The organism is Maribacter algicola (assembly GCF_003933245.1).
In the GTDB taxonomy this organism is placed as follows: Bacteria; Bacteroidota; Bacteroidia; order Flavobacteriales; family Flavobacteriaceae; genus Maribacter; species Maribacter algicola.
In genome coordinates this window covers 181,398-208,207 of the sequence record NZ_QUSX01000002.1, presented here as the reverse complement: position 1 = coordinate 208,207, position 26,810 = coordinate 181,398, and the positions used below count along the sequence as shown (strand labels likewise).

The 26,810-nt window shown below is 41.9% G+C and carries 25 protein-coding genes; 15 read left to right on the top strand and 10 right to left on the bottom strand.

Features of this window, described 5'->3' with window-relative positions; all coding sequences use genetic code 11:
* Positions 1-108 precede the first annotated feature (108 nt).
* Complete coding sequence (locus tag DZC72_RS10085) at positions 109-909, bottom strand: TIGR00266 family protein (RefSeq protein ID WP_125222810.1); 801 nt, start codon at positions 907-909, stop codon at positions 109-111.
* 155 nt (positions 910-1,064) lie between these two features.
* A complete protein-coding gene (locus DZC72_RS10080; protein WP_125222809.1) occupies positions 1,065-1,520 on the bottom strand; it encodes a DUF4442 domain-containing protein in 456 nt (151 codons plus the stop codon).
* Positions 1,521-1,712: 192 nt separating this feature from the next.
* Between DZC72_RS10080 and DZC72_RS10075 the strand changes: the two genes are divergently transcribed.
* The 8 genes from DZC72_RS10075 to DZC72_RS10040 all read left to right on the top strand — a co-directional run bounded on the left by DZC72_RS10075 (position 1,713) and on the right by DZC72_RS10040 (position 8,573).
* Complete coding sequence (locus DZC72_RS10075; RefSeq protein WP_125222808.1) at positions 1,713-2,195, top strand: DUF4870 domain-containing protein; 483 nt, start codon at positions 1,713-1,715, stop codon at positions 2,193-2,195.
* Complete coding sequence (locus DZC72_RS10070) at positions 2,195-2,647, top strand: nuclear transport factor 2 family protein (protein WP_125222807.1); 453 nt, start codon at positions 2,195-2,197, stop codon at positions 2,645-2,647. Before DZC72_RS10075 ends, DZC72_RS10070 begins: the two co-directional genes overlap by 1 nt.
* Before the next feature lie 171 nt (positions 2,648-2,818).
* Positions 2,819-3,154: a PadR family transcriptional regulator gene (locus DZC72_RS10065; RefSeq protein ID WP_125223704.1), complete on the top strand. Its 336-nt coding sequence runs from the start codon at positions 2,819-2,821 to the stop codon at positions 3,152-3,154.
* A gap of 2 nt (positions 3,155-3,156) precedes the next feature.
* Positions 3,157-4,977: a PspC domain-containing protein gene (locus DZC72_RS10060; protein ID WP_125222806.1), complete on the top strand. Its 1,821-nt coding sequence runs from the start codon at positions 3,157-3,159 to the stop codon at positions 4,975-4,977.
* 115 nt (positions 4,978-5,092) lie between these two features.
* Positions 5,093-5,824: a head GIN domain-containing protein gene (locus DZC72_RS10055; RefSeq protein ID WP_125222805.1), complete on the top strand. Its 732-nt coding sequence runs from the start codon at positions 5,093-5,095 to the stop codon at positions 5,822-5,824.
* A 126-nt stretch (positions 5,825-5,950) separates the two neighbouring features.
* Positions 5,951-6,961: a dipeptide epimerase gene (locus DZC72_RS10050; protein WP_125222804.1), complete on the top strand. Its 1,011-nt coding sequence runs from the start codon at positions 5,951-5,953 to the stop codon at positions 6,959-6,961.
* 5 nt (positions 6,962-6,966) lie between these two features.
* Positions 6,967-8,016 carry a PLP-dependent aminotransferase family protein gene (locus DZC72_RS10045; RefSeq protein WP_125222803.1) on the top strand — a complete coding sequence of 350 codons (1,050 nt, stop codon included), beginning with the start codon at positions 6,967-6,969 and terminating at the stop codon, positions 8,014-8,016.
* Positions 8,017-8,126: 110 nt separating this feature from the next.
* A complete protein-coding gene (locus tag DZC72_RS10040) occupies positions 8,127-8,573 on the top strand; it encodes a hypothetical protein (RefSeq protein WP_125222802.1) in 447 nt (148 codons plus the stop codon).
* 69 nt (positions 8,574-8,642) lie between these two features.
* Here the strand turns inward: DZC72_RS10040 and trxB are convergent, their stop codons facing one another.
* The gene (gene trxB / locus DZC72_RS10035; RefSeq protein ID WP_125222801.1) at positions 8,643-9,626 is read right to left on the bottom strand and encodes a thioredoxin-disulfide reductase; all 984 of its coding nucleotides are present in this window, start codon (positions 9,624-9,626) and stop codon (positions 8,643-8,645) included.
* A gap of 193 nt (positions 9,627-9,819) precedes the next feature.
* Here trxB and DZC72_RS10030 point away from each other — a divergent pair, with 193 nt between their 5' ends.
* Positions 9,820-10,518, top strand: a complete 699-nt coding sequence (locus DZC72_RS10030) for a LytR/AlgR family response regulator transcription factor (protein WP_125222800.1) — start codon at positions 9,820-9,822, stop codon at positions 10,516-10,518.
* Positions 10,519-10,524: 6 nt separating this feature from the next.
* Here DZC72_RS10030 and DZC72_RS10025 read toward each other — a convergent pair whose 3' ends face one another.
* The 4 genes from DZC72_RS10025 to DZC72_RS10010 all read right to left on the bottom strand — a co-directional run bounded on the left by DZC72_RS10025 (position 10,525) and on the right by DZC72_RS10010 (position 15,271).
* The gene (locus tag DZC72_RS10025; protein ID WP_125222799.1) at positions 10,525-11,652 is read right to left on the bottom strand and encodes a formylglycine-generating enzyme family protein; all 1,128 of its coding nucleotides are present in this window, start codon (positions 11,650-11,652) and stop codon (positions 10,525-10,527) included.
* A 129-nt stretch (positions 11,653-11,781) separates the two neighbouring features.
* On the bottom strand, positions 11,782-12,435 hold the full coding sequence (gene fsa, locus DZC72_RS10020; RefSeq protein ID WP_099545192.1) for a fructose-6-phosphate aldolase: 654 nt from the start codon (positions 12,433-12,435) through the stop codon (positions 11,782-11,784).
* A 12-nt stretch (positions 12,436-12,447) separates the two neighbouring features.
* Positions 12,448-14,481 (bottom strand): transketolase family protein, encoded by a 2,034-nt coding sequence (locus DZC72_RS10015; protein ID WP_125222798.1) that lies wholly within the window; start codon positions 14,479-14,481, stop codon positions 12,448-12,450.
* A 226-nt stretch (positions 14,482-14,707) separates the two neighbouring features.
* Positions 14,708-15,271 carry a YceI family protein gene (locus DZC72_RS10010; RefSeq protein ID WP_165869306.1) on the bottom strand — a complete coding sequence of 188 codons (564 nt, stop codon included), beginning with the start codon at positions 15,269-15,271 and terminating at the stop codon, positions 14,708-14,710.
* Positions 15,272-15,606: 335 nt separating this feature from the next.
* Between DZC72_RS10010 and DZC72_RS10005 the strand changes: the two genes are divergently transcribed.
* Both DZC72_RS10005 and DZC72_RS10000 read left to right on the top strand, forming a co-directional pair.
* Entirely contained in the window at positions 15,607-16,473 is an 867-nt protein-coding gene (locus DZC72_RS10005) for an MBL fold metallo-hydrolase (RefSeq protein ID WP_125222797.1), read from the top strand.
* Positions 16,474-16,485: 12 nt separating this feature from the next.
* A complete protein-coding gene (locus DZC72_RS10000) occupies positions 16,486-17,370 on the top strand; it encodes a dienelactone hydrolase family protein (RefSeq protein ID WP_125222796.1) in 885 nt (294 codons plus the stop codon).
* On the opposite strand, the gene DZC72_RS09995 is transcribed toward DZC72_RS10000, so the two are convergent.
* From DZC72_RS09995 to DZC72_RS09985, 3 genes are read right to left on the bottom strand one after another with little or no spacing between them, the layout of a single operon-like run.
* A complete protein-coding gene (locus tag DZC72_RS09995; RefSeq protein WP_125222795.1) occupies positions 17,367-18,257 on the bottom strand; it encodes a transglutaminase family protein in 891 nt (296 codons plus the stop codon). The genes DZC72_RS10000 and DZC72_RS09995 overlap by 4 nt on opposite strands.
* 2 nt (positions 18,258-18,259) lie before the next feature.
* Complete coding sequence (locus DZC72_RS09990) at positions 18,260-20,824, bottom strand: circularly permuted type 2 ATP-grasp protein (protein ID WP_125222794.1); 2,565 nt, start codon at positions 20,822-20,824, stop codon at positions 18,260-18,262.
* A gap of 13 nt (positions 20,825-20,837) precedes the next feature.
* The gene (locus DZC72_RS09985; protein ID WP_125222793.1) at positions 20,838-24,161 is read right to left on the bottom strand and encodes a transglutaminase family protein; all 3,324 of its coding nucleotides are present in this window, start codon (positions 24,159-24,161) and stop codon (positions 20,838-20,840) included.
* A 268-nt stretch (positions 24,162-24,429) separates the two neighbouring features.
* Between DZC72_RS09985 and DZC72_RS09980 the strand changes: the two genes are divergently transcribed.
* The 4 genes from DZC72_RS09980 (at position 24,430) to DZC72_RS09965 (ending at position 26,787) form a co-directional block, all read left to right on the top strand.
* The gene (locus DZC72_RS09980) at positions 24,430-25,230 is read left to right on the top strand and encodes a 3-keto-disaccharide hydrolase (protein WP_207891741.1); all 801 of its coding nucleotides are present in this window, start codon (positions 24,430-24,432) and stop codon (positions 25,228-25,230) included.
* 28 nt (positions 25,231-25,258) lie between these two features.
* Positions 25,259-25,618, top strand: a complete 360-nt coding sequence (locus DZC72_RS09975) for a DUF2200 domain-containing protein (RefSeq protein ID WP_125222792.1) — start codon at positions 25,259-25,261, stop codon at positions 25,616-25,618.
* A gap of 138 nt (positions 25,619-25,756) precedes the next feature.
* Positions 25,757-26,146 (top strand): DUF983 domain-containing protein, encoded by a 390-nt coding sequence (locus DZC72_RS09970; protein WP_125222791.1) that lies wholly within the window; start codon positions 25,757-25,759, stop codon positions 26,144-26,146.
* Between the two features lie 8 nt (positions 26,147-26,154).
* Positions 26,155-26,787, top strand: coding sequence for a Crp/Fnr family transcriptional regulator (locus DZC72_RS09965; RefSeq protein ID WP_125222790.1), 633 nt, complete (start codon positions 26,155-26,157; stop codon positions 26,785-26,787).
* The last annotated feature ends 23 nt before the right edge of the window (positions 26,788-26,810 follow it).

Genomic DNA, 26,810 nt, shown 5'->3' with positions numbered 1-26,810 from the left:
TATTGTTAATTGCCAACCGCTCAAACAAACAACCCTGCACTCAACCCTCTGAATTCTAAACTCAAAAAACTTGAACTTCAACTTGATTCTTGAGGTTATATTTGACCTTTAGAATCTATTATCGCCGTCCAACAAATCGCCAAGACCACCTAGAATACTACCCTCTCCTTTATCCTTACCACCGCCTCTGGGCGCAGCCGCCCAAACACGACCAGCCAATCGGCTAAAAGGCAAGGATTGTATATAAACCGTTCCAGGGCCACGCAGGGAAGCAAAAAAGAGTCCTTCGCCGCCAAACACCGTATTTCGTATACCGCCAATAAATTCTATATCATAATCCACATCCTTGGTAAAACCAACTATACAACCCGTATCTACTTTCAAAACCTCCCCAGGTCCCAAAGTCTTTTTGGCCAAAGTACCTCCTGCATGAACAAAAGTCATTCCATCTCCCTCCAGTTTCTGCATGATGAAACCTTCACCACCAAAGAGTCCGCGACCCAGTCTTTTTGAAAATTCAATGCCGACGGATACGCCTTTGGCCGCACAGAGAAAGGCATCCTTTTGACAAATGAACCTTCCTCCGAGTTCTGATAAATCTATAGGAACAATTTTTCCAGGATAGGGCGATGCAAAACTCACCTTCTTTTTGCCTTGCCCAATATTAAGAAAGGCCGTCATAAAAAGACTTTCGCCGGTAAGCATACGTTTTCCTGCGGAGAAAATCTTTCCCAATACGCTGTTGTCCTGATTGCTCCCATCCCCAAAAATAGTATTCATTTTAATATTGGTGTCCATCATCATAAAGCTTCCGGCCTCGGCCACAACGGCCTCTTGGGGGTCTAGCTCTATCTCCACATATTGCATTTCCTCGCCAAAAATCTCGTAATCTATTTCGTGTGCATTCATTTTTTTGATTTGTTTTTTGTTGATAGATATTTGTTGTTAATTATAAGGATTTGTTACAGAAGGTACTCGATAGAAAGCTCAATGAACATTATTAAAATAATTATGTGGGGATTCTTAAACTAACTACAAAGCATATAAAGCAAGAAGCTTTCAATCTATTGCTTCAACTTTACCGTCCACTCAAAATGAAAAGTACTTACCACTACCCCATCGGTATTGATACCTACTGATTTCATCCAAACTGTTTGCCCCTCACCCGTGGCCATAGTTCTCTCCAATGCATCCTTTATTAAATGTCCGTCCTCACAGGTAAAGGTGATTTCTCCCGTGGCCTTTTTAGAAAAATTGGCCTTATTATTGGCAACAAGCATTGAGATTTTCTTGCCCGTTGCATTGATCTGATCGATCATCATGGCCCCTGTAGAAAGTTCTGCGGCCATTCCTTGAACGGCCCAAAACATGGAATTAAAAGGATTTTGATTGAACCATTTGTGTTTTACGGTCACAACAGCTTTCTGTTGGTCCAAATGTCTCAAACGTACGCCGCACCACCAGGCAGAAGGTAACTTAAAAAAAGTAAACGTATTGAATTTACTAGTACTAACGGCCATTTTCGTTCTATTTATTTCTTAAATGTATTGATAAAAATCAATATCTTAAAATGTTAATATAATGTTAAATATTAGTACTATGTGTTGCATAGTACCTTCTTTTAGATATATATTTGCATAGTAAGTTATTATGCTATCAATGTATATCGTTAAAGCACAGTAGCTAATATTTCATCAATCAAAGAACGAGCCATGACAGAATCATTATCCAAACACGAAAGAAATTTATCCGCATTGATACATGCGAGTACGTTCTCTAAATTCTTTGTTCCGTTCGGGAATTTTATTGTGCCATTGATTTTATGGACGGCCAATAAAAAAGAATATGAGTTTGTAGATCATAACGGAAAACAGGCCCTCAATTTTCAAATCAGCCTCCTACTCTATTCTATAATCCTTGGAATAATCAGTATTCCTTTTTTCATTGGTTTTTTTCCAAATATTTTTGATTTTGACTTTTTGGGTTTTGGCCATTTGAACAACTGGAACCGTCTAAACTTTCACATAGATAGTGACGATTTTAGGTTTGGGACTTGGTTGTTGCCTGTGGGGATTTCCGGACTACTCCAAGGAGCATTGTTCGTAGTGAACATTGTCTACACCATTTTGGCGACCATAAGAACCAACGAAGGACAAACGTTTCAATACCCCCTAACCATAAAATTCATTAAATAATGACCCTATTAAAAATTATCATATACGTCGTGGTTGCCTTCTTTTCCAGCTTGGCATTTGGACAGGTCTCCAAAGACTCTGAATTATACAAGACCATTTTGGAACTGGACAAGACCTACTTCACCGCTTATAATGAATGTGATATGGATACACAAGAAGCATTCTATGATGAAGACTTGGAATTTTATCATGACAAGGGAGGGTTGGCCACGGACAAGGTTGCACTTTTGGAAAGTATCAAAAAAAATATTTGTGGAAAAGTAACCCGAAACCTAGTTGAAGAAAGTGTGGAAGTCCACGACATTCCCGGTTTTGGGGCGGTGCAGATAGGCCTACATAGTTTTTTTAACAAGGAGGAACCCAATGCCGTATCCAAACCATCAAAATTTATTTCCATATGGAAAAAGACAAACGACCGTTGGCTCATGCACAGGGTTATAAGTTTACATTAAAATAAAAAAGGGTATTCATCACACCCTTAGGAGTTTACTAATCAATCAAAAATCAATCAAGGATGTTTATTCATCGATCAAAAAACGAACCGTTAATCCATGCAGACCACAACAAAGCGGACAGAGCAATCTCCCCATGGTAGGTGGCCGCATAAAAAGAAAACAGACATTATGAATGTAGAAAATACAAAAGCGCAAATGCGTAAGGGAGTTCTAGAGTACTGCATCCTGTCCATTTTGAACGGACAAGACAAGTACGCCTCTGAAATCCTAGATACGCTTAAAGACGCCAAAATGCTGGTAGTGGAAGGAACCATTTACCCGCTATTGACTCGGTTAAAAAATGCAGGTCTTCTCAATTATCGTTGGGAAGAATCCACATCTGGACCACCAAGAAAATACTATACCCTAACTGAAACCGGTAAACTTTTCCTGAAGGAATTGGATTCTACCTGGGATGAATTGAGAAAAGCCACCAATCTGGTAACCAACACAAAAAACAGCTAACAATGAACAAGACAGTAAATATAAATCTAGCGAATACGCTCTTCCATATAGACGAAGATGCGTACAACAAAATGCGTAGGTATTTGGAAAGTGTGAAACGCTCCTTTGCCAATACGCCTGGGAGTGACGAGATTTTGGCCGATATCGAAGCCAGGATTGCCGAACTCTTTTACGAAAAATTGGAGAACGAAAGACAAGTAATCACCCAGAAACAAGTAGACGAGGTAATTGCCATCATGGGGCAACCAGAAGACTACATGGTTGATGAAGATATTTTTGAAGACGAACCAAAAACGAAGACCACGGGCCCGGCCCCACGGGTAAAGAAATTGTACCGCGATACAGAGCAAAAATATGTTGCAGGGGTTTCTTCCGGTCTGGCACACTATCTTGGAATAGATCCGTTATGGATCCGTATTCTTTGGGTCTTCTTGACCATAGGATCAGGTGGTGGATTTATTTTACTTTACGGTCTGCTTTGGATATTGATTCCGGAAGCAACCACTACGGCCCAAAAACTGGACATGCGTGGTGAGGCCGTAAATATTAGCAATATTGAGCGTAAAGTCAAAGAGGGTTTTGAGGACGTTGCGGATCGTGTAAAAAGTGTTGACTACGAAAAAGTAGGCAATACCGTCAAAAAAGGAGGAAAGACATTTTTTGATACGCTTGGGGACATTATCATGTTCCTTTTCAAAATCTTTGGAAAATTTATAGGCATCTTACTGATCATTATAGGTGCCTCAACCTTGATCGGTTTATTCGTAGGATTGATTTCCGTAGGTATCCTGGATATGGTCAACGTACCGGGAATAGACTTCTACAACGTAATCAACTCCAGCAACATGCCCATCTGGTTGGTTTCCCTATTGGCCTTTTTCGCTATAGGAATCCCGTTCTTTTTCCTTCTCTATTTTGGTTTGAAGATTTTGGTTAACAATCTAAAATCCATTGGGAATATTGCCAAGTTCAGTCTTTTGGGACTTTGGTTGATATCCATCATATTATTGGTCATATTCGGAGTAAGGGAAGCTGCGGCTCATGCATACTCCGGCAGTACCACATCGGAAAGGGAAATATACTTTGAAAGCCCTGTTGATACTTTGAATATAAGCTTGGCTACTTTTGATTACAACAGGGACCGTGAAATGCATATGGGCAATATGATCATTACCCATGATGATAACGGCGAAAAAATTTTAGTATCTGAAGATGTTAGGTTCAGGATTAGAAAATCCACCGATACCATTTTTAGGGTCGAAATTCGCAAAGAAGCCAACGGACCGTCTTTTGCACGGGCCAAGGAAACTGCAGAGGCCATCGAATATGATTACACCCTACAAGGTAACGGGATTATATTCAACAATTATCTACAGATTCCTGGAAACAGCAAGTTCAATGATCAGGAAGTTAGGGTAAATCTATTTGTTCCAATAGGGACCGTCCTCACCTATGATCGTGGAGAAGGCCGCAGCTGGGTCATGAGGGCGGATACTGATAGGGATACCAACGATTTGGACGGATATACCTGGGAAATGGGGAGTGACAATGAGCTAAAGTGCTTGGATTGCCCCGCCGAAATGGAATATGATGAAGATTCCAACAATAGGGTACGCATCAATGAGGAAGGTATTGACATCAATATCAATGACACGAATGGTGAATACTTCAAAATGAAAATCGATGAAAACGGTGTGCGGATCAATGCAAAGGACAACGATGACGAAAAGGTGGATATAAATATCGATGCAAATGACAGCACCATTGATATCAAGGCCCAGGACGGCGATACCACCATGCGAAAGACGATATCACAAAATTAACGGGGTAATTACGATTCGGGAAGGGAAAACGACAACTCGGTAGAAAACATTTAAACAAGACTTACAAATAATACAATTTTACATCATCAAAAACAACAATCTAAAAACGACCATCATGACAACACTAGTTAGAGTAACCATCGCATTTGTTCTTGCACTTTTCCTAAGCTCCTGTGGCTTCGACGTTAACTTTGGGGACTTTGGAACGGGAAAGGCCGGTAACGGCGTAGTAGTGGAAGAAACCAGGGAAGTAACGGAAGATTTCAATGTAGTACATGCTTCGGAAGGTATACAGGTCTATGTAACACAGGCGTCGGACTATTCCATTTCCGTAGAAGGGGATGAAAATATCATTGACCTCATCGGAACCGATATCCGAAATGGAAAACTGAAAATCCATGCCATAGAGAACATCGGAAGGGCCACCAAAAAGGTGTTTGTTTCCTTACCTACCATTACCTCTTTGGAAAGTTCCAGCGGGGCACACTTGACCTCTCAAAACCGGATAGCTGGAGATAACATTAATGTTGACTCCAGTAGCGGTTCCATTTTGAACATTGAGGTAAACGCCGATCACTTGGAAATTGACGCGAGCAGTGGTGCCAATATCGAAATCACCGGAAATGCCAAGGAAGTATATGTGGATGGGAGCAGCGGTGCCAACATTAGGGCAAAGGACCTCGTTACCGAGGAGTGCCGTGCGGAGGCCAGCAGCGGATCCAATATTAGCGTTAATGTGTCCGATCTTCTTACAGCGGATGCCAGTAGCGGGGGAAACATTTCCTACAAGGGCGATCCAACGGTTAAAAAGAACAAATCGGTTTCCGGTAGCGTGCATAAATATTAAGGGTATATCAATAACCTTTCAATCTACGAACCCATTGAAAAATCAATGGGTTTTTCTTTGTATTTCTACCGATTTGGTTTTGGAATCCTGAATGGTCTTTTGCATCTTAGTAGAAAGTTTTAATTCATGCAGATACAGCTACAAAAGCATACATTGGCCTTACGGCACACCTTTAGTATTTCTAGGGAATCCCATGATTTTCAGGACACCTTGATTGTTGGATTGAACCTAAACGGGCATACAGGGTTTGGTGAAGCCACAAGCAATCCGTATTACAAAATAACCGTGGAAAGCATGATGTCCGAGATTGAGGCCGTACAAAAGGAAATAGAGGCGTACGATTTTAGTGATCCAGTTACATTTCACGATTTCCTAAAAGCCAAAGGCCTCTCCAATTTTGCATTGTGTGCCATGGATTTGGCCGCCCATGACCTTTATGGAAAATTGAAAGGAAAACCATTATATGAACTTTGGGGGACCCAAAAAGACCGGTATCCGCTTACCAATTACACCATTGGTATTGCACCTGTTGATGAAATGGTCTCAAAAATGATAGAAATGCCATGGCCCATCTATAAAATCAAATTGGGAACGGAAGACGATGTGGCCATTGTAAGGGAACTAAGAACACATACGGATGCTATTTTTAGGATCGATGCCAATTGTGCTTGGACCGCTGAAGAAACGATACAGAATGCCCCGCTATTAAAAGAATTGGGTGTAGAGTTCTTGGAACAACCCTTAAAGGCAGATGATTGGGAAGGTATGGAAAAGGTAGTGCATCAAAGCGTACTGCCTATTATAGCCGACGAAAGTTGTATTGTTGAAGCAGATGTGGAAAAATGCGCCATGCATTTTAACGGAATCAACATTAAGCTTACGAAGTGTGGTGGCCTTACCCCTGCCCTGCGTATGATAAGAAAAGGAAAGGAGCTAGGCCTAAAGGTAATGGTAGGCTGCATGACAGAATCCACTGTGGGTATATCGGCAATTGCCCAATTGTTGCCTCAATTGGACTACGTTGACATGGATGGTGCCCTACTTTTAAAGAAGGATATTGCCAAAGGGGTCGAGATACAGGAGAACGGAAAGGTAATCTTTCCAGAACTGGCCGGTAGTGGCGTAACGCTGATATAAATTCTATGGCATTTTTTATCGATTCTTTCCCTGGGAGGGAACTTATTTATGAGGGACAAAAGTACCTGTACTTTGGAGGCACTTCCTATCTAGGGCTTCAGGATTATGCCCCCTTTCAAGAGCTCTTTATACAAAACATTAGAAAATACGGTACCAATTACAGTGCTTCCAGAAAATCGAACGTACGGTTTTCCGTCTTTGAGTTGGCAGAGGACTATTTGGCCGATTTGGTGGGCAGTGAAGCCTGTATCACACAATCCTCCGGATATTTGGCGGGACAGTTTTTATCGGACTATATCCATAAAAAATCCTACAAGCCCTTTTTTGCCCCCAACACACATTCGGCCTTATTTAGAAATAAGGTCAAGAATTATGTGACCTACGCTAGCTTGAATATAGCTCTGCGGAATTACCTGAACGAACCAAATTCAAAAACGCCGGTGCTCTTTATGGATGCCATAGACTTTTCAGGTGGTAGTTTTCCCAATTTTGAAAGTTTAAAAATCCTTCCACTAAACGAAATTATTTTAGTGGCGGACGATTCCCATGGCATTGGAATAATTGGAAAAAACGGCAGCGGTGTCTATCGCTCCCTACAGTCACTGAATCCCAAAAAGATATTCGTGTGTTGCTCCTTGGGAAAGGGCTTCGGTATACAGGCGGGGGCCATTTTTGGAAACAGGGAAGACCTGCTACAAATGGAAAACACCGCATTTTACTGGGGCGCCAGTCCCGCAAGTCCCGCTGCCATGGCCACATTCTTGGAAGCGGCCCCCATCTATTCGGAAAGAAGAAGGAACCTCCATACCAACCTAGACTATTTTTTGGAAAAAATGGAAACTTTGAAGCATTATAGGTATATGAAAGGACACCCTACTTTTACCTTTATGAATTCTGAATTGGTCGAATTTTTGAAAAAAAATCAAATCATAGTTACCAACTTCAACTATCCAAAGGAAAATTCAGAAACCATGAGCCGAATTGTTCTTTCAGCATCACATCGTAGTTCGGATATCGATTTCTTAACAGATGTCCTCAACAATTTTAGACATTAGAAAGATTGATATCATACTGATAATTTCATAAATATTATATATAAATTTTGTTAAATTATTAATATTATTTGTATCTTTTATGGTATTAATAACCATTAAATAATTTGGCCATGAAAAAAATAATTGGGTCGGTTTTTTTGATGTTTTTATTGGTTACCCTTACCAGTATTACCTCCACAAAACTGCAAACCCGGAATTCCTTAGAGGGAACCTGGGAGCTTATCAACAGATATAATTATGATGAACAAGGTGTTTCCGATACCTTACTGAACGTAAACGGTTACCGACAAGTAAAAATTTACAGCAAGGGCAAAGTAATGTGGACGCGCTATTCACCTGACGATCCAGTGGAATGGTTCGGCTATGGATCTTACACCAATACGGAAAACGAGCTGGAAGAACGGTTGGAATTTGCTTCCGCCGAGATGATGAAAGTACAGGACACCGTTAAAGTATTTAAGTTTGAACTAGTATTGGAAGAAAACAATTACAGCCAGATAACCTTGGACGACGACGGAAATAGGGTATACGCAGAAAATTATATTCGAATCGATTAAAATACTAGCACTTTGACACCATAAAAAAAGCGCCTCAAAAGAGGCGCTTTTTCATTCTATATAATTTATTTAAATGTTGTAATTATCCGCTATAGTCTCCTTTATAGAACCTATAGTGGCCAAATAACGTTCGGCATCCAAGGCAGCCATACAACCAGTTCCCGCAGCCGTTACAGCCTGTCTATATTCTTTATCCTGAGCGTCACCTGAAGCAAATACACCTGGAATATTGGTTTTCGTGGATTTACCTTTAGTTATGATATAACCCGTTTCGTCCATATCCAACTGTCCTTTGAAAATATCCGTATTAGGTTTATGACCGATGGCAATGAACAATCCGGTGATAGCAATCTCTTCTTTTTCCCCTGTTTGGTTGTTCACCATTCTAAGACCCTCAACCACTTGGTCGCCTAAAACTTCGTCAACTTCAGTATTATATTTTATCTCGATATTCTTAAGGCTCTGAACCCTGTGCTGCATAGCTTTCGATGCTCTCATATGGTCCTTTCTGACCAACATAGTAACCTTATTACAAATATTTGCCAAATAGGAGGCTTCTTCTGCAGCGGTATCCCCTGCACCTACAATGGCCACATCCTGTCCTTTATAGAAAAAACCGTCACAAACCGCACAGGCGGAAACTCCGCCTCCTCGTAATCTTTGTTCACTTGGAATATTCAAATACTTGGCCGAAGCTCCGGTCGAGATTATCACGGTTTCAGCTTCTATTTGCTTTTCATGGTCCACAGTAATTTTGTGAATATCACCCTCCTTTTTACCAAATTCCGCTTTGGTAACCATCCCGATTCGTACATCTGTTCCAAAACGCTCCGCTTGTTGCTGCAATTGCACCATCATAGTGGGGCCGTCTATACCTTCAGGATATCCGGGAAAATTATCCACCTCGGTAGTAGTGGTAAGTTGTCCGCCCGGCTCCAAGCCAGTGTACAAAACTGGTTTCAAGTCTGCTCTAGCCGCATAGATGGCAGCTGTGTATCCGGCAGGACCGGATCCTATAATCAATGTTTTCACTCGCTCTATTACTTCCGACATAGTATTACGCTTTCATATTGTTTTACAAAAGTAGGTTTTTGGATAACAAACTTACATCGAAGTTATTAAAAGTTTTCACAGACTACAACTGTATCAATGTATGAAAACCTATGTTAAAACAGCCTTCCAAATGAAAAAGTGAACCATGGCATCGAAACCTCGTAGGTAGTTCAGAAACCTATTTGAAAGTAATATGAAAAAGTTACGTTGTACCATAGTGGAGGATTCCCAAACCCATATCAATATATTGGAAAAAAGCATCAAAATGAACCCCTATCTTGAGCTTACAAAAACGTTTAGAATTGGAAAAGAAGCTTTGGATTATTTGAAAGAAAACCAAGTAGATCTTTTATTTCTAGACATTGGATTACCGGATATCAACGGATTTGAGGTTTTAAAAAGTCTTAATCAAAATCTATTTAAGATTATAACAACGGCCAATTCGGACCATGCTACCAAGGCGTTCGATTATAATGTTGACGATTATTTGTTGAAACCATTTTCTATTGAGCGATTCAACAAAGCGATTGATAAGGTTATGTACAAAATCAATTTGTCAAGAAATAATAAGATCGACGATAACTGCATACTGGTACGAAGCAATTTAAGGGAAGTACGGTTATATTTGAAAAACATACTTTGGGTGGAAGCGTTGGGGGACTATGTTAAAATCGTCACACCAGATAAGATACTCATTGTTCTTTCGTCCATGAAGGCCTTTATGGAAAAACTGCCCCAAGACAAATTCCTACGGATACATAAGTCCTATATTGTGAATATAGAAAAAATAGAGTTTTACAATCATAGGCATGTCCAAGTGAAGGACAAAAAACTGCCTATGAGAAGAAATAACAATCTGGCTTTGGACAAAAAGTTAAATTTATTGAACTAGTTACGACTATTCGAGCATAGCTACGGTGGCAACTGTTCTAAATCCTGTATGTTCCAAGGAGGAATCCATACTGGAGCCCATTCTGGCGGAAACGCGATAACTGGCACAGTAGGACGCGCTACAAAGAAAGGATCCTCCTTTAATGACCTTTTCCTTGGCATAGGGGTTATTGGGGGTAAAGGGGATTGTAGCGCCCTGGGGATTTTTTTGAACTTCACCCGTAGTGTTAACTTCCTTATAATAATTGTTGTTGTACCAATCACTTGTCCACTCCCATACATTACCTGCCATATCGTACAATCCATATTCGTTAGGTGAATACGACTTTACAGGGGCCCTTAATTCAAATCCATCCGTTTTGGTGTTTGTAACGGGAAATTCACCTTCCCAAGTATTCGCCCTTTGTTGAAGAACCGAAATATCATCTCCCCAAAAAAATGTGGTACCCTTCTTCCCCGCCCTTGCGGCCAACTCCCACTCGGCCTCTGTAGGTAAGCGTCTTCCGGCCCATTCGCAATAGGCCAAAGCATCCTCAAAGGATATTTGTACCACCGGATAGTCGTCCTTTCCCTCAATGGAACTATCGGGTCCATTGGGATGCCTCCAATCCGCACCTATTGTCCAATGCCACCATTGTGAAAAATCATATAGATTGGGTACGGACGTTTTTGTTTTTTTGAAGGTCAACGCACCTGGCTGCAAAACCGAATCATGGGGTTTCTCCGTGCCTTCCGGCACCTGCTTTTTTAATTCTTCCCAATCAATGGCCCGTTCCGCAGTAGTGATGTAGCCCGTTTCGGCAACGAATTTTTTGAATTGGGCATTGGTAACTTCTGTGATGTCCATAAAAAATCCATCGACCAAAACATCTATGGCCGGCTTTTCATGCTGCATGGCCATCTTGTCCTGGGGAACGGCACCTTGTTTTAGCTCCCCACCAGGAATCCAAACCATCCCCTCTGGAGCGGCAAGATTTTTGGGCTTTTCTTTCAGTATACTTGCGGTTGTTACGGCGATAGAGGAAGGTTCATTTTCCTTTATTGGGCTGTCTGCAGGCTTTTTTACCTCCTCTTTGCATCCAGTCAGAATTAGTGCGATTACTATCGGGATATAAACTTTGAAGAATTTCTGCATCTCAAATGTATTAATCTTCCGTAAAACTACATATTCTGCCGTGGGATGACAATAGCACTACCTTATTAAATCAAACAAAAAACACCTAGCAAAGCCAGGTGTCCATTTTTCACAATTAGAACAAAAACTCTAATTACCTTTCTTATAATCCTCAAGGAACTTGGCCAAACCACTATCTGTCAAAGGATGTTTTAATAAGCCCTTAATGGCGGACAAAGGACCGGTCATTACATCTGCCCCTATTTTGGCACAATCCAACACGTGCATTACGTGCCTTACGGATGCTGCCAATATTTCTGTCTCGAAACCATAGTTATCATAGATCAATCGAATGTCCGATATCAAACCTAGGCCATCCGTGGAAATATCGTCCAAACGGCCAATGAATGGGGAAACGTAGGTAGCTCCCGCTTTTGCGGCCAGTAAGGCCTGTCCGGCAGAGAATACCAAGGTTACATTGGTCTTGATTCCCTTGTCCGAAAAATACTTACACGCTTTTACACCATCGGCTATCATAGGAAGCTTAACGACAATTTGTGGATTTAAAGCCGCCAATTTCTCTCCTTCCTCGACCATTCCGTCAAAATCCGTTGAAATGACCTCGGCACTTACATGTCCGTCTACCAAATCACATATTTTTTTGTAGTGATTGAGAATATTTTCGGCACCTGTAATTCCTTCTTTGGCCATTAGGGAAGGGTTTGTGGTAACACCATCCAATACCCCCATATCCTGGGCCTCCCTTATTTCATCTAAGTTTGCTGTATCTATAAAAAATTTCATTTTCTTTCTGTTTTACTTGTTTAAAAATTCTATTACTTCCGTATATACCTGATCTCCGGTAAAACCAAATTTTTCGTCCAAAACCGTCGCCGGAGCGGAATATCCAAAGTGTTCAAGACCAAACACCTTACCATTGGGACCTGCCAAACCTTCAAGATTAACGGGTAAACCGGCAGTCAATCCAAAAACAGGTTTATTTCCGGGAATGACTTTTTCCTGATATTCCTTTGATTGCTGTCTAAAAATTCCTTCGGATGGAATCGAGGCTATATTGACTTTAAGCCCTTTCTTTTCCTTCAAAAGCTTTGATGCATCCACTAAAGTAGATACTTCTGAACCATTGGCAATCAGGATAATATCTGGATCATTGACTTCCTGTACCAGATATCCACCTTTTTCCGCACCCAATGCTTCTTCATAGCGATTACCGGATTGCGCGGGCACATCTTTTATATTCTGTCTGGACAGTATTAGTCCCGTAGGAGTTTTTTTATTTTCCATGGCCATTTTCCAAGCCACATTGGTTTCTTGGGAATCCGCTGGGCGCAAGGCAACAAAGCTTTGCTCATGACTGTGGTTTTTCAATTTTTCCAACAGACGTATCTGCGCTTCCTGTTCAATAGGTTGGTGCGTGGGACCATCCTCCCCAACCCTAAAGGCATCGTGGGTCCAAACAAATTTTACCGGTAATTCCTGGATAGCACTCAAACGAATTGCCGGCTTCATATAATCCGAGAATACAAAGAACGTAGCTACTACGGGAATAATTCCTCCATGAAGGGCAATTCCGTTGGCAATGGCAGCCATGGTCAACTCAGCTACCCCGGCCTGTAAAAAAGCACCGGAGAAATCTCCCTTCTTAAGAATGGTCGTCTTTTTTAGAAAACCATCTGTTTTATCACTATTGGATAAATCTGCAGAGGAAACAATCATATTTTCCACGTTTTCCGCTAAATAGGCCAAAACATTGGACGACGCGGCCCTTGTAGCTTGACCCTCCTTCTGGGCGATGGAACCAAAATCCAACTCGGGCAGCTTACCATCGAAAAAGCTATCCAATTTGCTGGAAAGCTCCATGTTCTCAGCCCTCCAGGCATCGATTTCCTTTTTCTTGGCATGAGCAGCCGCTCTTTTTCTTCCAAGAACATCCTCATAAAACTCGGCCACGTTCCTAAAAATGTCAAAGGGATTATCAACGTCCGCTCCCAAGTTTTTAAGGGTCATTTCGTAATCGGCACCCGTATCGCCTATAGGTTTACCATGCAGTTCCGTATGCCCTTCATAGGATTCGCCATTTGCGGTAACACAACCTTTGCCCATGATAGTATGGCCAATTATCAGCGTTGGCTTCTCGGTCTCGGCATTGGCATCTGAAAGGGCCTTTCTAATTTGATCATGGTCATGACCGTCAATGGTCACCACTTTCCAACCCCAAGCTTCGTATTTTTTGGCCGTATCCTCAGAGGTTACTTCATCGGTCTTGGATGAAAGCTGCACATCGTTGGCATCGTAGAACATAATGAAATTGTTCAGGCCTAAATGCCCCGCAATACGCCCGGCACCTTGTGAAATTTCCTCTTGAACACCACCATCAGAAATAAATCCATAAATCTTATGATTCATCCAATCCCCAAAACGGGCCTGAAGGAATTTTGCCGCAATGGCGGCACCAACGCCCATAGTATGTCCTTGTCCCAAAGGTCCGGAGGTATTTTCTACACCTCTGGCCACATCTACTTCGGGATGTCCCGGTGTTACCGACTCCCATTGCCTAAAATTTGCAATATCCTCCTTTTTGTAGTTTCCCAACAAATAATATTGTGCGTACATCAAGGTGGAGAGGTGACCAGCATCCATAAAAAATCGGTCACGGAACGGCCAATGCATATCCGCAGGATCGTAATTAAAGAATTCTGAATACAATATATGCATGAAATCTGCCCCACCCATAGGTCCTCCCGGGTGTCCTGAATTTGCCTTTTCCACCATGGCCACGGCCAATGCCCTAATATTATCCGCTGCCAATTGATCTATTTGTTGGTTCATGTATTAAAAAGGTTGTTTGAATATTTACTTTTAATCTTTTCGTCGCAAAGATACCCCATTTGGAGCGCTATTTAAAATTAATATTCCATATATCACAATTACTGGGTGTATATTAAAAACTAAATAATCACTGTTGAAAATTGTATTTTTTTTTGACATCACTACCCTGAAACTTGGCCATAAAAAAACCCACAGAAAGTGGGTTTTCTAAAGTACGTGGGCAAGTTTATTGTTGGGCCATTTCCAAATTGATAACGAGATCTACCTCGTTTCCAATGGCTGCACTCGCTTCTCCAACACCATATTCCGTTCTATCAAGAGTTCCGGTCAGCTTTAATCCCGCCTTTAGTTTTTGACTACGTTGGTCCGTGATAACTCCATTGACCTTCCCTTTCAAAGTAACCGTTTTGGTAACCCCACGCATGGTAAGGTCTCCAGTCAAATCAAAAGTAGTATCTCCTGTTTTTTCAACAGACTTACTTTTAAAGGTAATGGTTGGATGTGCTTCTGCATCAAAGAAATCGGCACTTTTTAAATGACCATCCCTTTTTTCATTATCAGTATCTATACTGGCTGTATTTATGGTTACATCAAAAGAGGGGTTCATAAAAGTATCGCCGGCAGTAGCGGAAATATCAAATTCGTCAAAATTTCCGTCTACGGACGAAATCAAAAGGTGTGTAACTTCAAAACCGATTTTTGAGTGCGCTTTGTCCGCCGTCCAAGTGGACTGAGCAGCAAGTAGGGAGCAAAAAAATAGGGCTACCAAGGATAGTGTTGTTTTCATCATCAATAAATGTTAGTTGTTAATTTAATTATCTATTTAAGACCACGCACTCTATCAATGGTTTAATGGAAATATGTTAAAATTTTCATAAGAAAATATTTTAATGCTACTAGTAACCAACATTTTAACCAAAACCCAATCCTACCTAAAAAGATGGGATTTATACCTGTAAAACTTCAATTTTAAAATAGTAACTTTAGGGATGATGTATCAGTATTTGTGAAGTTTGTGCATCCATCAATATGAGTTTAAATAGTCCAATTTTTTAACCGTGATCGTCCGATTGTTTTCCTAAGATGACAGAATAAGCAAATATCCCATAAACCCTTCAAAATATTATGAAAAAAATTAAACATTCCTTGATGGTATTTTTACTTTGTTTCCCGATTGCACATGCGCAACGTGATTTTAGCGATGTTGAAATTACTTCGGAAAAACTGACCGAAAACGTTTACGTACTTTTTGGTGCCGGGGGCAACATTGGCCTAGCCATTGGACAGGATGCCGCCTATCTCATCGATGATCAATTTGGCCCTCTTACGGAAAAAATTGTCGCCCATGTCCAAACGATAACGGACAAGCCTATCAATTTTGTGCTCAACACACATATGCACGGCGATCATACGGGTGGCAATGAAAATTTGGCGAATGCCGGGGCCATAATCATTGCACATGAAAACGTAAGAGAGCGTATGGCGAGAGCCGAAGAACCCCAGCCCAAGGAAGCCTGGCCCGTGGTTACCTTTAACGACAAAATGACCTTATACCTAAAAAATGGAAAAAGTGTGCATGCCATGCATGTTAATCCTGCCCATACTGATGGGGACACATATTATTACTTTCCCAATGACAATGTTATCCATATGGGAGACAACTTTTTTAGTGGTCGCTACCCTTATATCGATTTGGGTTCTGGTGGCGATATTGATGGGTTGATATCCAATACAAAAATGGCTTTGGAACTTATTGATGACGAAACTAAAATCATCCCTGGTCACGGGGCAGTTTCCTCTAAGTCCGATTTAAAGGAGTATACGGAAATTTTGATTACTTTAAGGGAACGTATCAAGGAAGCCAGAGATTCTGGAAAATCTTTGGAGGAGGTCCAAAAAATGGGAATTTCCAAAGAATGGGACGAATCCCACGGACAAGGCTTCATCAATGCAGACAGAATTGTGGAATTCATTTACAAATCTGCCGATTAAAAACTTAGTAATATGAAAGAGTTACGCAAAGAAGACATCAAACAGGAGGTATTTGACCTATATGACGACTATGCCCACAACAGGGTGAGCAGAAGACTGTTCCTAGACAAGCTATCTATCTATGCCGTGGGTGGCATTACGGTATCCTCCTTGCTGGGTTTTATATCTCCGGATTACGTTAAGAAAATTCAGATACAGGCCGATGACCCCAATTTAAAATCGGAATACATTAATTACGATTCACCTAAAGGTGGTGGTTCCATAAAGGCACTGCTTTCTAGACCGGCCGATGCAAAAGAACAACTCCCCGGTATCGTAGTCGTACATGAAAACAGGGGCTTGAACCCCCATATTGAGGATGTTGGCAGACGGGCCGGATTGGCTGGATTCATCTCCTTAGCCCCGGATGCCCTTACTCCATTGGGCGGTTATCCCGGTAATGACGATGATGGCAGGGAACTACAAAGAAAACGGGACAGGGATGGAATGTTGGAAGATTTTATCGCTGCCTTTGAGTACCTTAAAAACCATCCGGAATGCAATGGAAAAGTAGGGGTTGTTGGCTTCTGTTTTGGCGGATGGATTTCAAATATGATGGCCGTAAAGGTACCGGACCTTGGTGCCGCTGTACCATTCTACGGAGGTCAGCCCACGGAAGATATCGATAAAATAAATGCACCTTTATTGCTACACTTTGGGGAATTGGATAAGCGGGTCAATGAAGGTTGGCCGGCTTATGAAACGGCCTTAAAGAAACATGGTAAAAAATATGAGGCGTTTATCTATGAAAATGCAAATCATGGCTTCCATAATGATACTACGCCCAGATATGATAGGGAGGCGGCCGAATTGGCTTGGAAAAGGACCATAGATTTTTTTAATAAACATTTGTCCTAATCGAAACGGGAAATATCTACGGAAACTTTAAGCTTGCTTTTTCCACTACCATAGACCACTCCCTTTAAAGGTGGTACGTCATAATAGTCCCTACCCCACCCCACCACAATATGTTGGTCCTTGGGAATTTGGTTGTTTGTAGGGTCAAAATCCACCCATCCAAAACCAGGAATGAAGACGGAGAACCATGCATGGGAAGCGTCCGCACCTACAAGTTTTTCTTTGCCGGGTGGTGGAAGTGTCTCTATATATCCGCTTACATAGCGAGCTGGTAGCCCAACAGATCGTATACAGGCAATGGCAATTTGGGCGAAATCCTGGCAAACTCCCTTTTTCTCTTTCATAACCTCTTCCACAGGCGTGGAAATACTTGTAAAACCTGAGACAAAATCAAAATCAGTATAAATTCGCTGCATTAGTTCATGTGAGGCATCAAAAACGGACCGATCTCCCTTAAATGAACGCTCTGCATATTCCTTGATATTCTTATCGGTACGTCGTATGAATATAGATTCCAAAACAAACTGTTTGGCATCCATAACGATAGGATCATTGCCGCTCAAGGCATGAAGTGCCTCGTTCATGGTAATTTTTCTACAGGCATCAGAAAAAAAGGAATCATAAATGGCCCCATAATGCCTTATAATCTTACTCTTGGTAGTTACCTTAAGCGTATCGTGCTCCGCTTGTATGGAAAATCGGGTGATGTAATTCCCAAAAAAATCGATGCGCTCGGTAATCTCGGCGGGTTTGGGACTAATGTTGATTTTGTAGTCCAATAACTCCTGTCCTTCCGACTTTCTTGGCCGTAACGTGGCAATATTATGGCAGTAATTGACCGGGGCGTTGTATTTATAGGTTGTGGTATGTGTTACGTTAAAAACCATGGTCAAATTGGAAAAGACTGGGTGAACATTTGGGTTTGTCTATCCGTGTGGTTAAAATAGGTACCCGTTAAGGATTGGGAGGTTTTATACAACAGATCCGATAGCTCGCCAAGCAGGGTATCCAGATCTTCCCTTACCACATCGTTCTTTGACTTGGTCATACACAATTTGGAAGACTCGGATAGGCGCAACTTGGAAAATACACTAAAAACGTATTTCTGGTAACTAGTCAATTGCTGATCTTTTCTGGAATGCGGCAATCTAGCTATATCCTTTTGCAGTCTTTTGATCATAAAGGTGAGGGATCTGGCATATTCCACATCCAAAATCACCAAATCCAGCACATGCTCCAATTGAATATGGGAACGATAACTGTATCTATAGATATTCAAACTTTCATGGCTGGTAAGTAGATATTCCAATAGATCATATTCTACTTGTGGATCATATTTTATGGCCAACAGGGAACGACACTTTGTTATGGTCAACATGCTTTGTTCCAATTGCAGACCAATGAAGTAAAGTAAAAGTCCTTGTTTCACCATAATACTTTCCTCAATAAGCCCCATGAAGGCAATCAATTGGGTTATTAATTGATTAAGAACTTTAAGTATTCTCAAAATGGAAGGATTTTCCTCCTCCTGGAAATTTTGCCATAGTTTTTGGATATTCTCAAAGACCCGCCACATATCCGAGGACCATAGGTTTCGAATGGAATAATAGGAATGACTGAACATGCCAATTGTGTGGGCCAAACTACCTACCCTATTTTTATCCCGTATGACGGAAAGCATTTCTTCATAGGGACTATCCATAGCAGGATGCCCTTCCTTGTTTTTTTCGGTGAAGCCGGGATAAGTGCCCGTTAAGTGGGTTACCGTTTTTAATAGAACCTGAAGTTTTAGGGCCTCCGGTTTTTCATCCCTATTTTGAACCATGGCCATTTGGCGCATCACCGTTCTGATAAACCGGGCATTTACCAAGGTACGGCCCACATAGCGACCGGCCCAAAAAAGATTTTCCGCCGTTAAACTGGGCAAATCGTCCAAACCGGATATGGCAATGGCCGACTTCTGTTCCCAGTTCTTATTTTTATCCTCTCTAACAACCTGATCTTCAACCACCCAAAAATCCTTACTGGTTCCTCCCCTTTGATTGGATACACGTACGGTTTTACTATCCGGAGCTACTCGCACCAATCCTCCTGGCATAACATTGTATTGGTCGCCCGAAGCAATGGAAAAGGCGCGCGTAACCACATTCCTAGGTTCCAAAATGTTCCCCGATAAATTTGGGGCAGTAGAAAAATTGATCTGTTCTTGGGCCACAAACCTATAAGGTCTTTCCAATATCTGCGCCTTTAGAGATTCCAAGTCCCTGTCGTTCAAAAACTTGCCAAAGTAGATACTTTCCCTGTTGGTCCTATCGATACGCTTTACCACCAAATTGGAAAGGTTGTTGAGCACATAATTCTTTTCCTTTTCCTGCCCGCACCACCAGGATGCGATTTGTGGTAGGATCAATTCTTCGTTTAAAAAATATTTGGCAATGGCGTGCATGAAAGGTATCAAACCGGGATTTTCGATTACACCACTTCCTACAGGATTAATGACCGATACATTTTTTCTTCGGACTACATCCAGAAGTCCCGCAACACCTAAATGGGAATCCTCCCTAAGCTCCAATGGGTCTGAAAAAGCATCGTCTACCCGTCTCAACACCACATCGATCCTTTTTAAACCTTGGAGGGATTTCATCCATAGGAACCCATCGCGAACCACCAAATCATTTCCCTGTACCAGTGGGTATCCCAAGAAGGAAGCCAAGTAGGCGTGTTCAAAATAGGTTTCATTGTGTGAACCCGGGGTTAAGATAACGATATTGGGGTTGTCTTTTTTACGGGGTGCGGCATCGATCAACATTTGATGGAATTCCTTAAAAAAGGCAGATAAACGGGTGACGTTCATCTTTGCGTACATTTCTGGAAGCGTCCTACTGGTAGTGGATCGGTTTTCGAGTGCATAACCCATACCAGAGGGTGCTTCGGTCCTATCGTTCACCACCCATAAACGTCCGTCCGTTCCCCGCGCCAAATCGGCCGCATATATAGAAAGAAGCTTATCGGTATTATATTCGATTCCATCGCATTGACGAAGAAAACCTCTATGCCCATAAATTATTTCATGAGGTATGATTCCGTCCTTTATCAACCTTCGGTCGCCATAGGCATCCTTAAGTACCAGGTTCAATAGCTCGGCCCGTTGCTTTAGTCCGGCCTCCACATTTTGCCATTCGTTTAGATGCATTACCAGGGGAACCACATTCAGGTTCCAAGGCCTATGCATTCCTTGGGGATCATTATATACATTGTAGGTGACCCCATTTTCCAACAGCAACCAATCAATATCCTTCTGGCGTCCAGAAAGTGCATTTTCTCCTAATTTATCAAAACCGGTGAACAGTTTTTTCCAATAGGCCTTTACATCATTGTTCGCGTTAAACAACTCATCGTTTCCAAATTTGGTAGTGTAGGTATTTAACCAGCTCGCCTTCGTAGTTATTGACATTAAATTCTGCTAATTACTTCTTTCTTAAATCCGTTACATGAGGATATTCAGGATTTATGGGTATCTCCTTATAGGCAAAAGTATTCGAAGCAACCTTAGGTTGTACAATTCTACCTGCAAAATTTGTTGAAGGAGTCATTTCTATCGGTGTTACCTCTCCTTGGGTATGTCCAAACTCCCAAAAACGGTTGATTCTTCTGGACTCAGCCTCATAACTATTCACGGGATAAGTATCGTAAGAACGTCCTCCCGGATGGGAAACAAAATAGGTACAGCCCCCGATAGATTTTTTGTTCCAATCATCCACTATATCGAAAACCAGAGGGGTATCCACACCTATGGTGGGATGAAGGGCGGACCAAGGTTGCCACGCCTTGAACCGCACACCTGCAACATATTCCCCTTTGGTTCCAGTTGGACTCAATTCTACCTTTATGCCATTGCATGTTAGGGTGTAACGTTGTTCAGTAAAGTTCTTCAATTTTACCTGAACCCGTTCCAAGGAGGAATCCACATACCGTGCCGTTCCCCTGCCGGACATCTCTTCTCCCAAAACGTTCCAAGGCTCAATAGCCATTCGCAGTTCCAATTGTATTCCGTTGATTTCTACCATGCCGTAAAGGGGAAAACGGAACTCGAAAAACGGGTCGAACCAATCCAATTTAAAAGGGTAGCCAGCATCGTTCAATTGATCTACAATGTCTTTGATATCCTCCTTTACATAATGTTCCAACAGGAATTTATCATGCAGTTCCGTGCCCCATCGTACCAAGTCATGTTTATACGGTTTTTTCCAAAACCAGGACACCAAGGTACGCACCAGCAACATCTGCATGAGGCTCATTTGGGCGTGTGGCGGCATGTCAAAGGCACGTAGTTCCAAAATGCCTAACCTACCTGAGGAAGAATCCGGGGAGTATAGTTTATCGATACAGAATTCCGCCCTGTGGGTATTTCCCGTAATATCGGTCAATAAATGCCTGAAGAGTCGGTCTGTCAACCAAAATGGCACTTCCTTGTCCTCTGGAATTTGGGAAAAGGCGATTTCCAACTCGTACAAATTTTCCAAGCGCGCCTCGTCCACCCTTGGTGCCTGACTCGTGGGGCCAATGAACGCTCCGGAAAAGAGGTAGGAAAGCCCTGGATGATGTTGCCAAAAGGTCAGTAAGCTCCGCAACAATTGTGGATTTCGCAATAGCGGACTATCCGCAGGCGTAGTTCCTCCCAGGGTTACATGATTCCCCCCTCCAGTTCCCGTATGTTTACCATCCAACATAAATTTTTCCGTACCCAAACGCGATTTCTTGGCCTCCTCGTACAGTTTTAGGGTATTCTCCGTCAGTTCTTTCCAATTAGCGGCGGGATGCACATTGACCTCTATAACACCGGGATCGGGAGTCACTTTTAATACTTCCAAGCGGTTGTCCCTTGGAGGTTCATAGCCCTCCAGAATAACGGGCACTTGCAATTCCCTGGCCGTCGCTTCAATACTGGCAACGAGATCCAAAAAATCATCAGCACGATCCAACGGGGGCAAGAACAAGAACAGTTTTGAGTCCCGAACTTCTGCGCAGATGGCCGTTCTCACATAGGGCTGATTTTTAGTTTCATGATTGAAATTACCATCCATACGTTCCTTCAAATCAGCGGCATACGGTTTTAAGGATGGTTTGGGTTCAAAGAGTTCGGGTTCCGCCGTAGGTTCTGATGGAACATCAGGATGCTTTGGCAACGACTCCAAGGGCAAGCGCAATCCAATGGGCGAGTTCCCTGGGCTTAAGAACAGATGAGTGCCCCTAAATTCCCACGTATTGGTTATCCATCGATCACCCTTTTTGTTCAAGGGCATTACATGTCCTACTGTTTTACCAACCCCTTGTTCCAAAACTTCACTAAGCTTTTTTCGCAAGGCAGTATCCTTTTCATTATACTCCTTGGGATCAATATCAACAGGTAATTTTCTTTCTTCCCACAGAAAATAAAAGGCATCTTCATAGGCTGGAGTAATGGAGTTCTTTGGACATTTCAAAAAATCTGCCAAGGTTTCTAAAAATTCAGAGGTAATATTTTCCGGGAGCTTGTATTCTTTGGTAAAAGACGCCAATAGCTCCGTATTCTTCCAAACGGTCTCCCCATCCTTTCGCCAATGGATACCGATCAACCATCTGGGCAAGGGTTCTCCCGGATACCACTTTCCCTGGGCATGGTGCAACATGCCTCCCTTGCCAAATACTTCCAATAAGCGCTGGGACAACGAACTTGCCAATTGACGCTTATGATCCCCATCCGCGGCCGTATTCCATTCCTCGGATTCCATATCATCTATGGAAACAAATGTGGGTTCACCCCCCATAGTTAAGCGCACATCATTTTGTTCCAACTCCTCCTCTACCTTAAACCCTAAATCATATATGACCCGCCACTGTTCTTCCGTGTACGGCTTGGTTACGCGGGGGGATTCAAAAATTCGGGTTACGGAATTCTCAAACTCAAATTGGGTTTCGCAGGGGTCGGTGAGACCATACACAGGTGCAGCACTCTCAAAGGATGGCGTACAGGCGAGCGGGATATGGCCTTCCCCCGCCAATAGACCGGAAGTGGCATCCAAGCCTATCCAGCCCGCTCCGGGTAGATATACCTCCGCCCAGGCGTGGAGATCTGTGAAATCCTCTTCGGGGCCAGAGGGACCATCCAACGATTTTTCATCGGCCTTTAACTGTACCAAATACCCCGAAACAAAACGAGCTGCCAAGCCCAAATGCCTCAGAGTCTGAACAAGGAGCCATGCAAAATCCCTACAGGAACCCAATTTTCTGTCCAAGGTTTCCTCACAAGTCTGTACCCCGGGTTCCATACGGATCGTGTAGTTCAGATACTTGTAAAGGCCTTGATTAAGACTGGTCAAAAAATCGATACTGCGTCTGGGGGTTCTGTCAATTGTGGACAACCATTCCTGCAGCATAGGTCCATTCTCAGTAATTTCGAGATAGGGCAATAGTTCCTTTTTAAGTTCAGGTTTATAGGTGAAAGGAAAATTTTCGACCGATTCCTCAACGAAAAAATCGAAGGGATTGATGGTCTTCATATCCGCAATGATTTCTACATCAACGGAAAGCTCGTCCGTTTTTTCTGGAAAGACCAAGCGGGCCAGATAATTCCCAAAGGGATCTTGTTGCCAATTGAAAAAATGGTTTTCAGGCTTTATCTTGATGGAATACGCTTCAATAGGTGTTCTGCTATGTGGAGCGGGTCTTAACCGGAATATGTGGGGAGAAAGATTAACCCTCCTGTCGTATTTATATCGGGTACTATGTTTGATCGCAACTTTTAAAGCCATAAATTCAAATATTTCAAGCCTAACTAAGATAGAAACTTAATTGTCAATTATAGGTTTTAAAGACTGTTTCCTTGATATTTTTATCCAAATCCTAGTTCTCGGGATTTTTTTTGAATTAATCATAATTCGAATAGCAGAAGTTAAAATAATACACCCTTGTTAAAATCCGGAATGGTTATCTTGTAAACCCAAATTGTTGCCTTTATCATTATTTTGAATTCATGACGACCGAAGGAACGTATTTAAAATAACCTAAAAAATTACATTTGTGAAAACAACATTAGCGCTTACCGTAACCACTTTATCATTTTCCATAGTGGGTTTTGCCCAGGAACCAGACTGGGAAAAAATGTATAAGGAATCCCAAAAAACGGAGGTCTACCAACCTGTTCCTCCCAAAGTGGTTCCCGGGAATTTTTTTGGGGAGGCACCATCGGATGCCCTTATCCTTTTTGATGGAACCGATTTGGGCAAGTGGACCTATGACAATCCCAAAAATCCAGAATCCTGGAAAGTAGTCGACGGTATCTTGACCGTTGACAAAAAAGCCGGTAGTCTTACCACAAAGGATACATACATGGACTACCAACTCCATTTGGAATATCAAATCCCCAAGGATATAACGGGCGAGGGACAAAGCAGGGGAAATAGCGGTATTTTTTTAGCCTATTTAGGCCTTGATGAAAGCGGGTTGTTCGAGGAGGGATATGAAATCCAAATATTGGACAATTACAATAACGAAACATACGTAAATGGACAAGTGGGCTCTATGTACAAACAGTCCATTCCCTTGGCCAATGCCGCAAAGGCACCGGGTGAATGGCAGACCTATGATATCGTCTGGAGAGCCCCTCGTTTTAATGAAGATGGCAGTGTAGCATCACCCGCCAGCGTTACCGCCCTGCACAATGGTGTTCTAGTACAAAACAATTATGAATTAAAAGGCATAACACCTTGGATAGGTCCACCAAGTTATAGAAAGCATGGTGCTTCCCCTATTCGTCTTCAGGCCCATGGGGATCCCAGTGAACCCATCAGTTTTAGAAATATATGGCTTAGGGAACTGTAATTCGCTTAATATAAATAAATTACCGCCAATGTCCGAACCTAAAAAACATCGCATCTATACCATGACCTTCGCAGGGGTATATCCCCATTATGTAACAAAAGCAGAAAAAAAGGGTAGAACAAGGAAAGAAGTTGACACCATTATTTTCTGGTTGACAGGGTATGATAAGGCTTCATTGGACAAAATAATTTCGAATAAGATAAACTTTGAGGCCTTTTTCGAAGAAGCTCCCAGACTCAATCCAAATGTTTCCAAAATAACCGGGGTCATTTGTGGGCACAGAGTTGAAGATATAGAGGACGAGCTCATACGGAAAGTACGCTACTTGGATAAACTGATAGACGAATTGGCCAAAGGAAAATCCATGGAAAAAATTTTACGGCAATAAATGGGTCCTTTTACAACAAAAAGTAACCAGATGAAATTCAAGGCTTCAGCTAATATAAAATTGAAATAGAAAACCTCTGTAACAATAGTTACCCAGATAATCGTTAAGAAATTTTATTTTTGTCCCAAAATTCAAGGTATGTTCGGCAAAGGTTCCAAATTGTACAGTATTCTTTTTTTAAAATGCCCAAGATGCCATGAAGGGGCCTTTTTGGAGGCTAATCCCTATAAATTGAGTAACTTCAACAAAGTAAAGGAGAACTGTCCAAAATGTAATCTAAAATACAGTATAGAACCCAGTTTTTATTACGGAAGCATGTATGTTTCCTATGCTGTGGGCGTAGCGGTAGCCGTGGCGGTTTATGTTCTTACGTTGTTATTTGGCCTGGATTTAAGTATTCTTGGAATTTTTGGGGCTATCGTAGGCGTATTGGTATTGGCCATGCCATGGATTGCGGCCGTATCAAAGTTGATTTGGGCGAATTTCTTCTTCCACTATAATAAGGAAATTGCCGAGAAAGTTAAATAATTTCGTACATGATACAGGAACTTACAGAAAGCTATGGGACTATCTTTGAAAAGGACCTCATCAATGAAATCGCACAGGTAGGCACCTTTAAAGAGGTTCCAGAAGGATACAAACTCATCGAAATTGGCGACTATATCAAAGGAATGCCCCTTTTAATTTCTGGAGCCATCAAAATCCTTCGAGAAGATAATGACGGCGATGAATTGTTATTGTATTATCTGGAAAAAGGAGATACGTGTTCCATGACTATGGCCTGCTGCATGGGCGATTCAAAAAGTGAAATTAGGGCAATAACGGAAACCGATAGCAAACTAATTATGGTTCCCATGCAAAAAATGGAGGAATGGACCGTTAAATATAAATCTTGGCGAAATTTTGTTTTTAACAGCTATCATGAACGATTGAACGAACTGTTGAGTACCTTGGATAGCATTGCATTTGATAAAATGGATGCCCGCCTGATCAATTACCTTAAGGAAAAAGCCAGGATCAATAAGGGCGACATTATTCACAATACCCACCAAGAAATAGCTTATGAACTGCATAGTTCCAGGGTGGTGATTTCCAGACTGCTAAAAAAGCTGGAACAGATGGGTTCCATTGAATTACACCGCAACTACATAAAAATTTTGGATTTATAATCCTTTGTAACCAAAGTTACTGC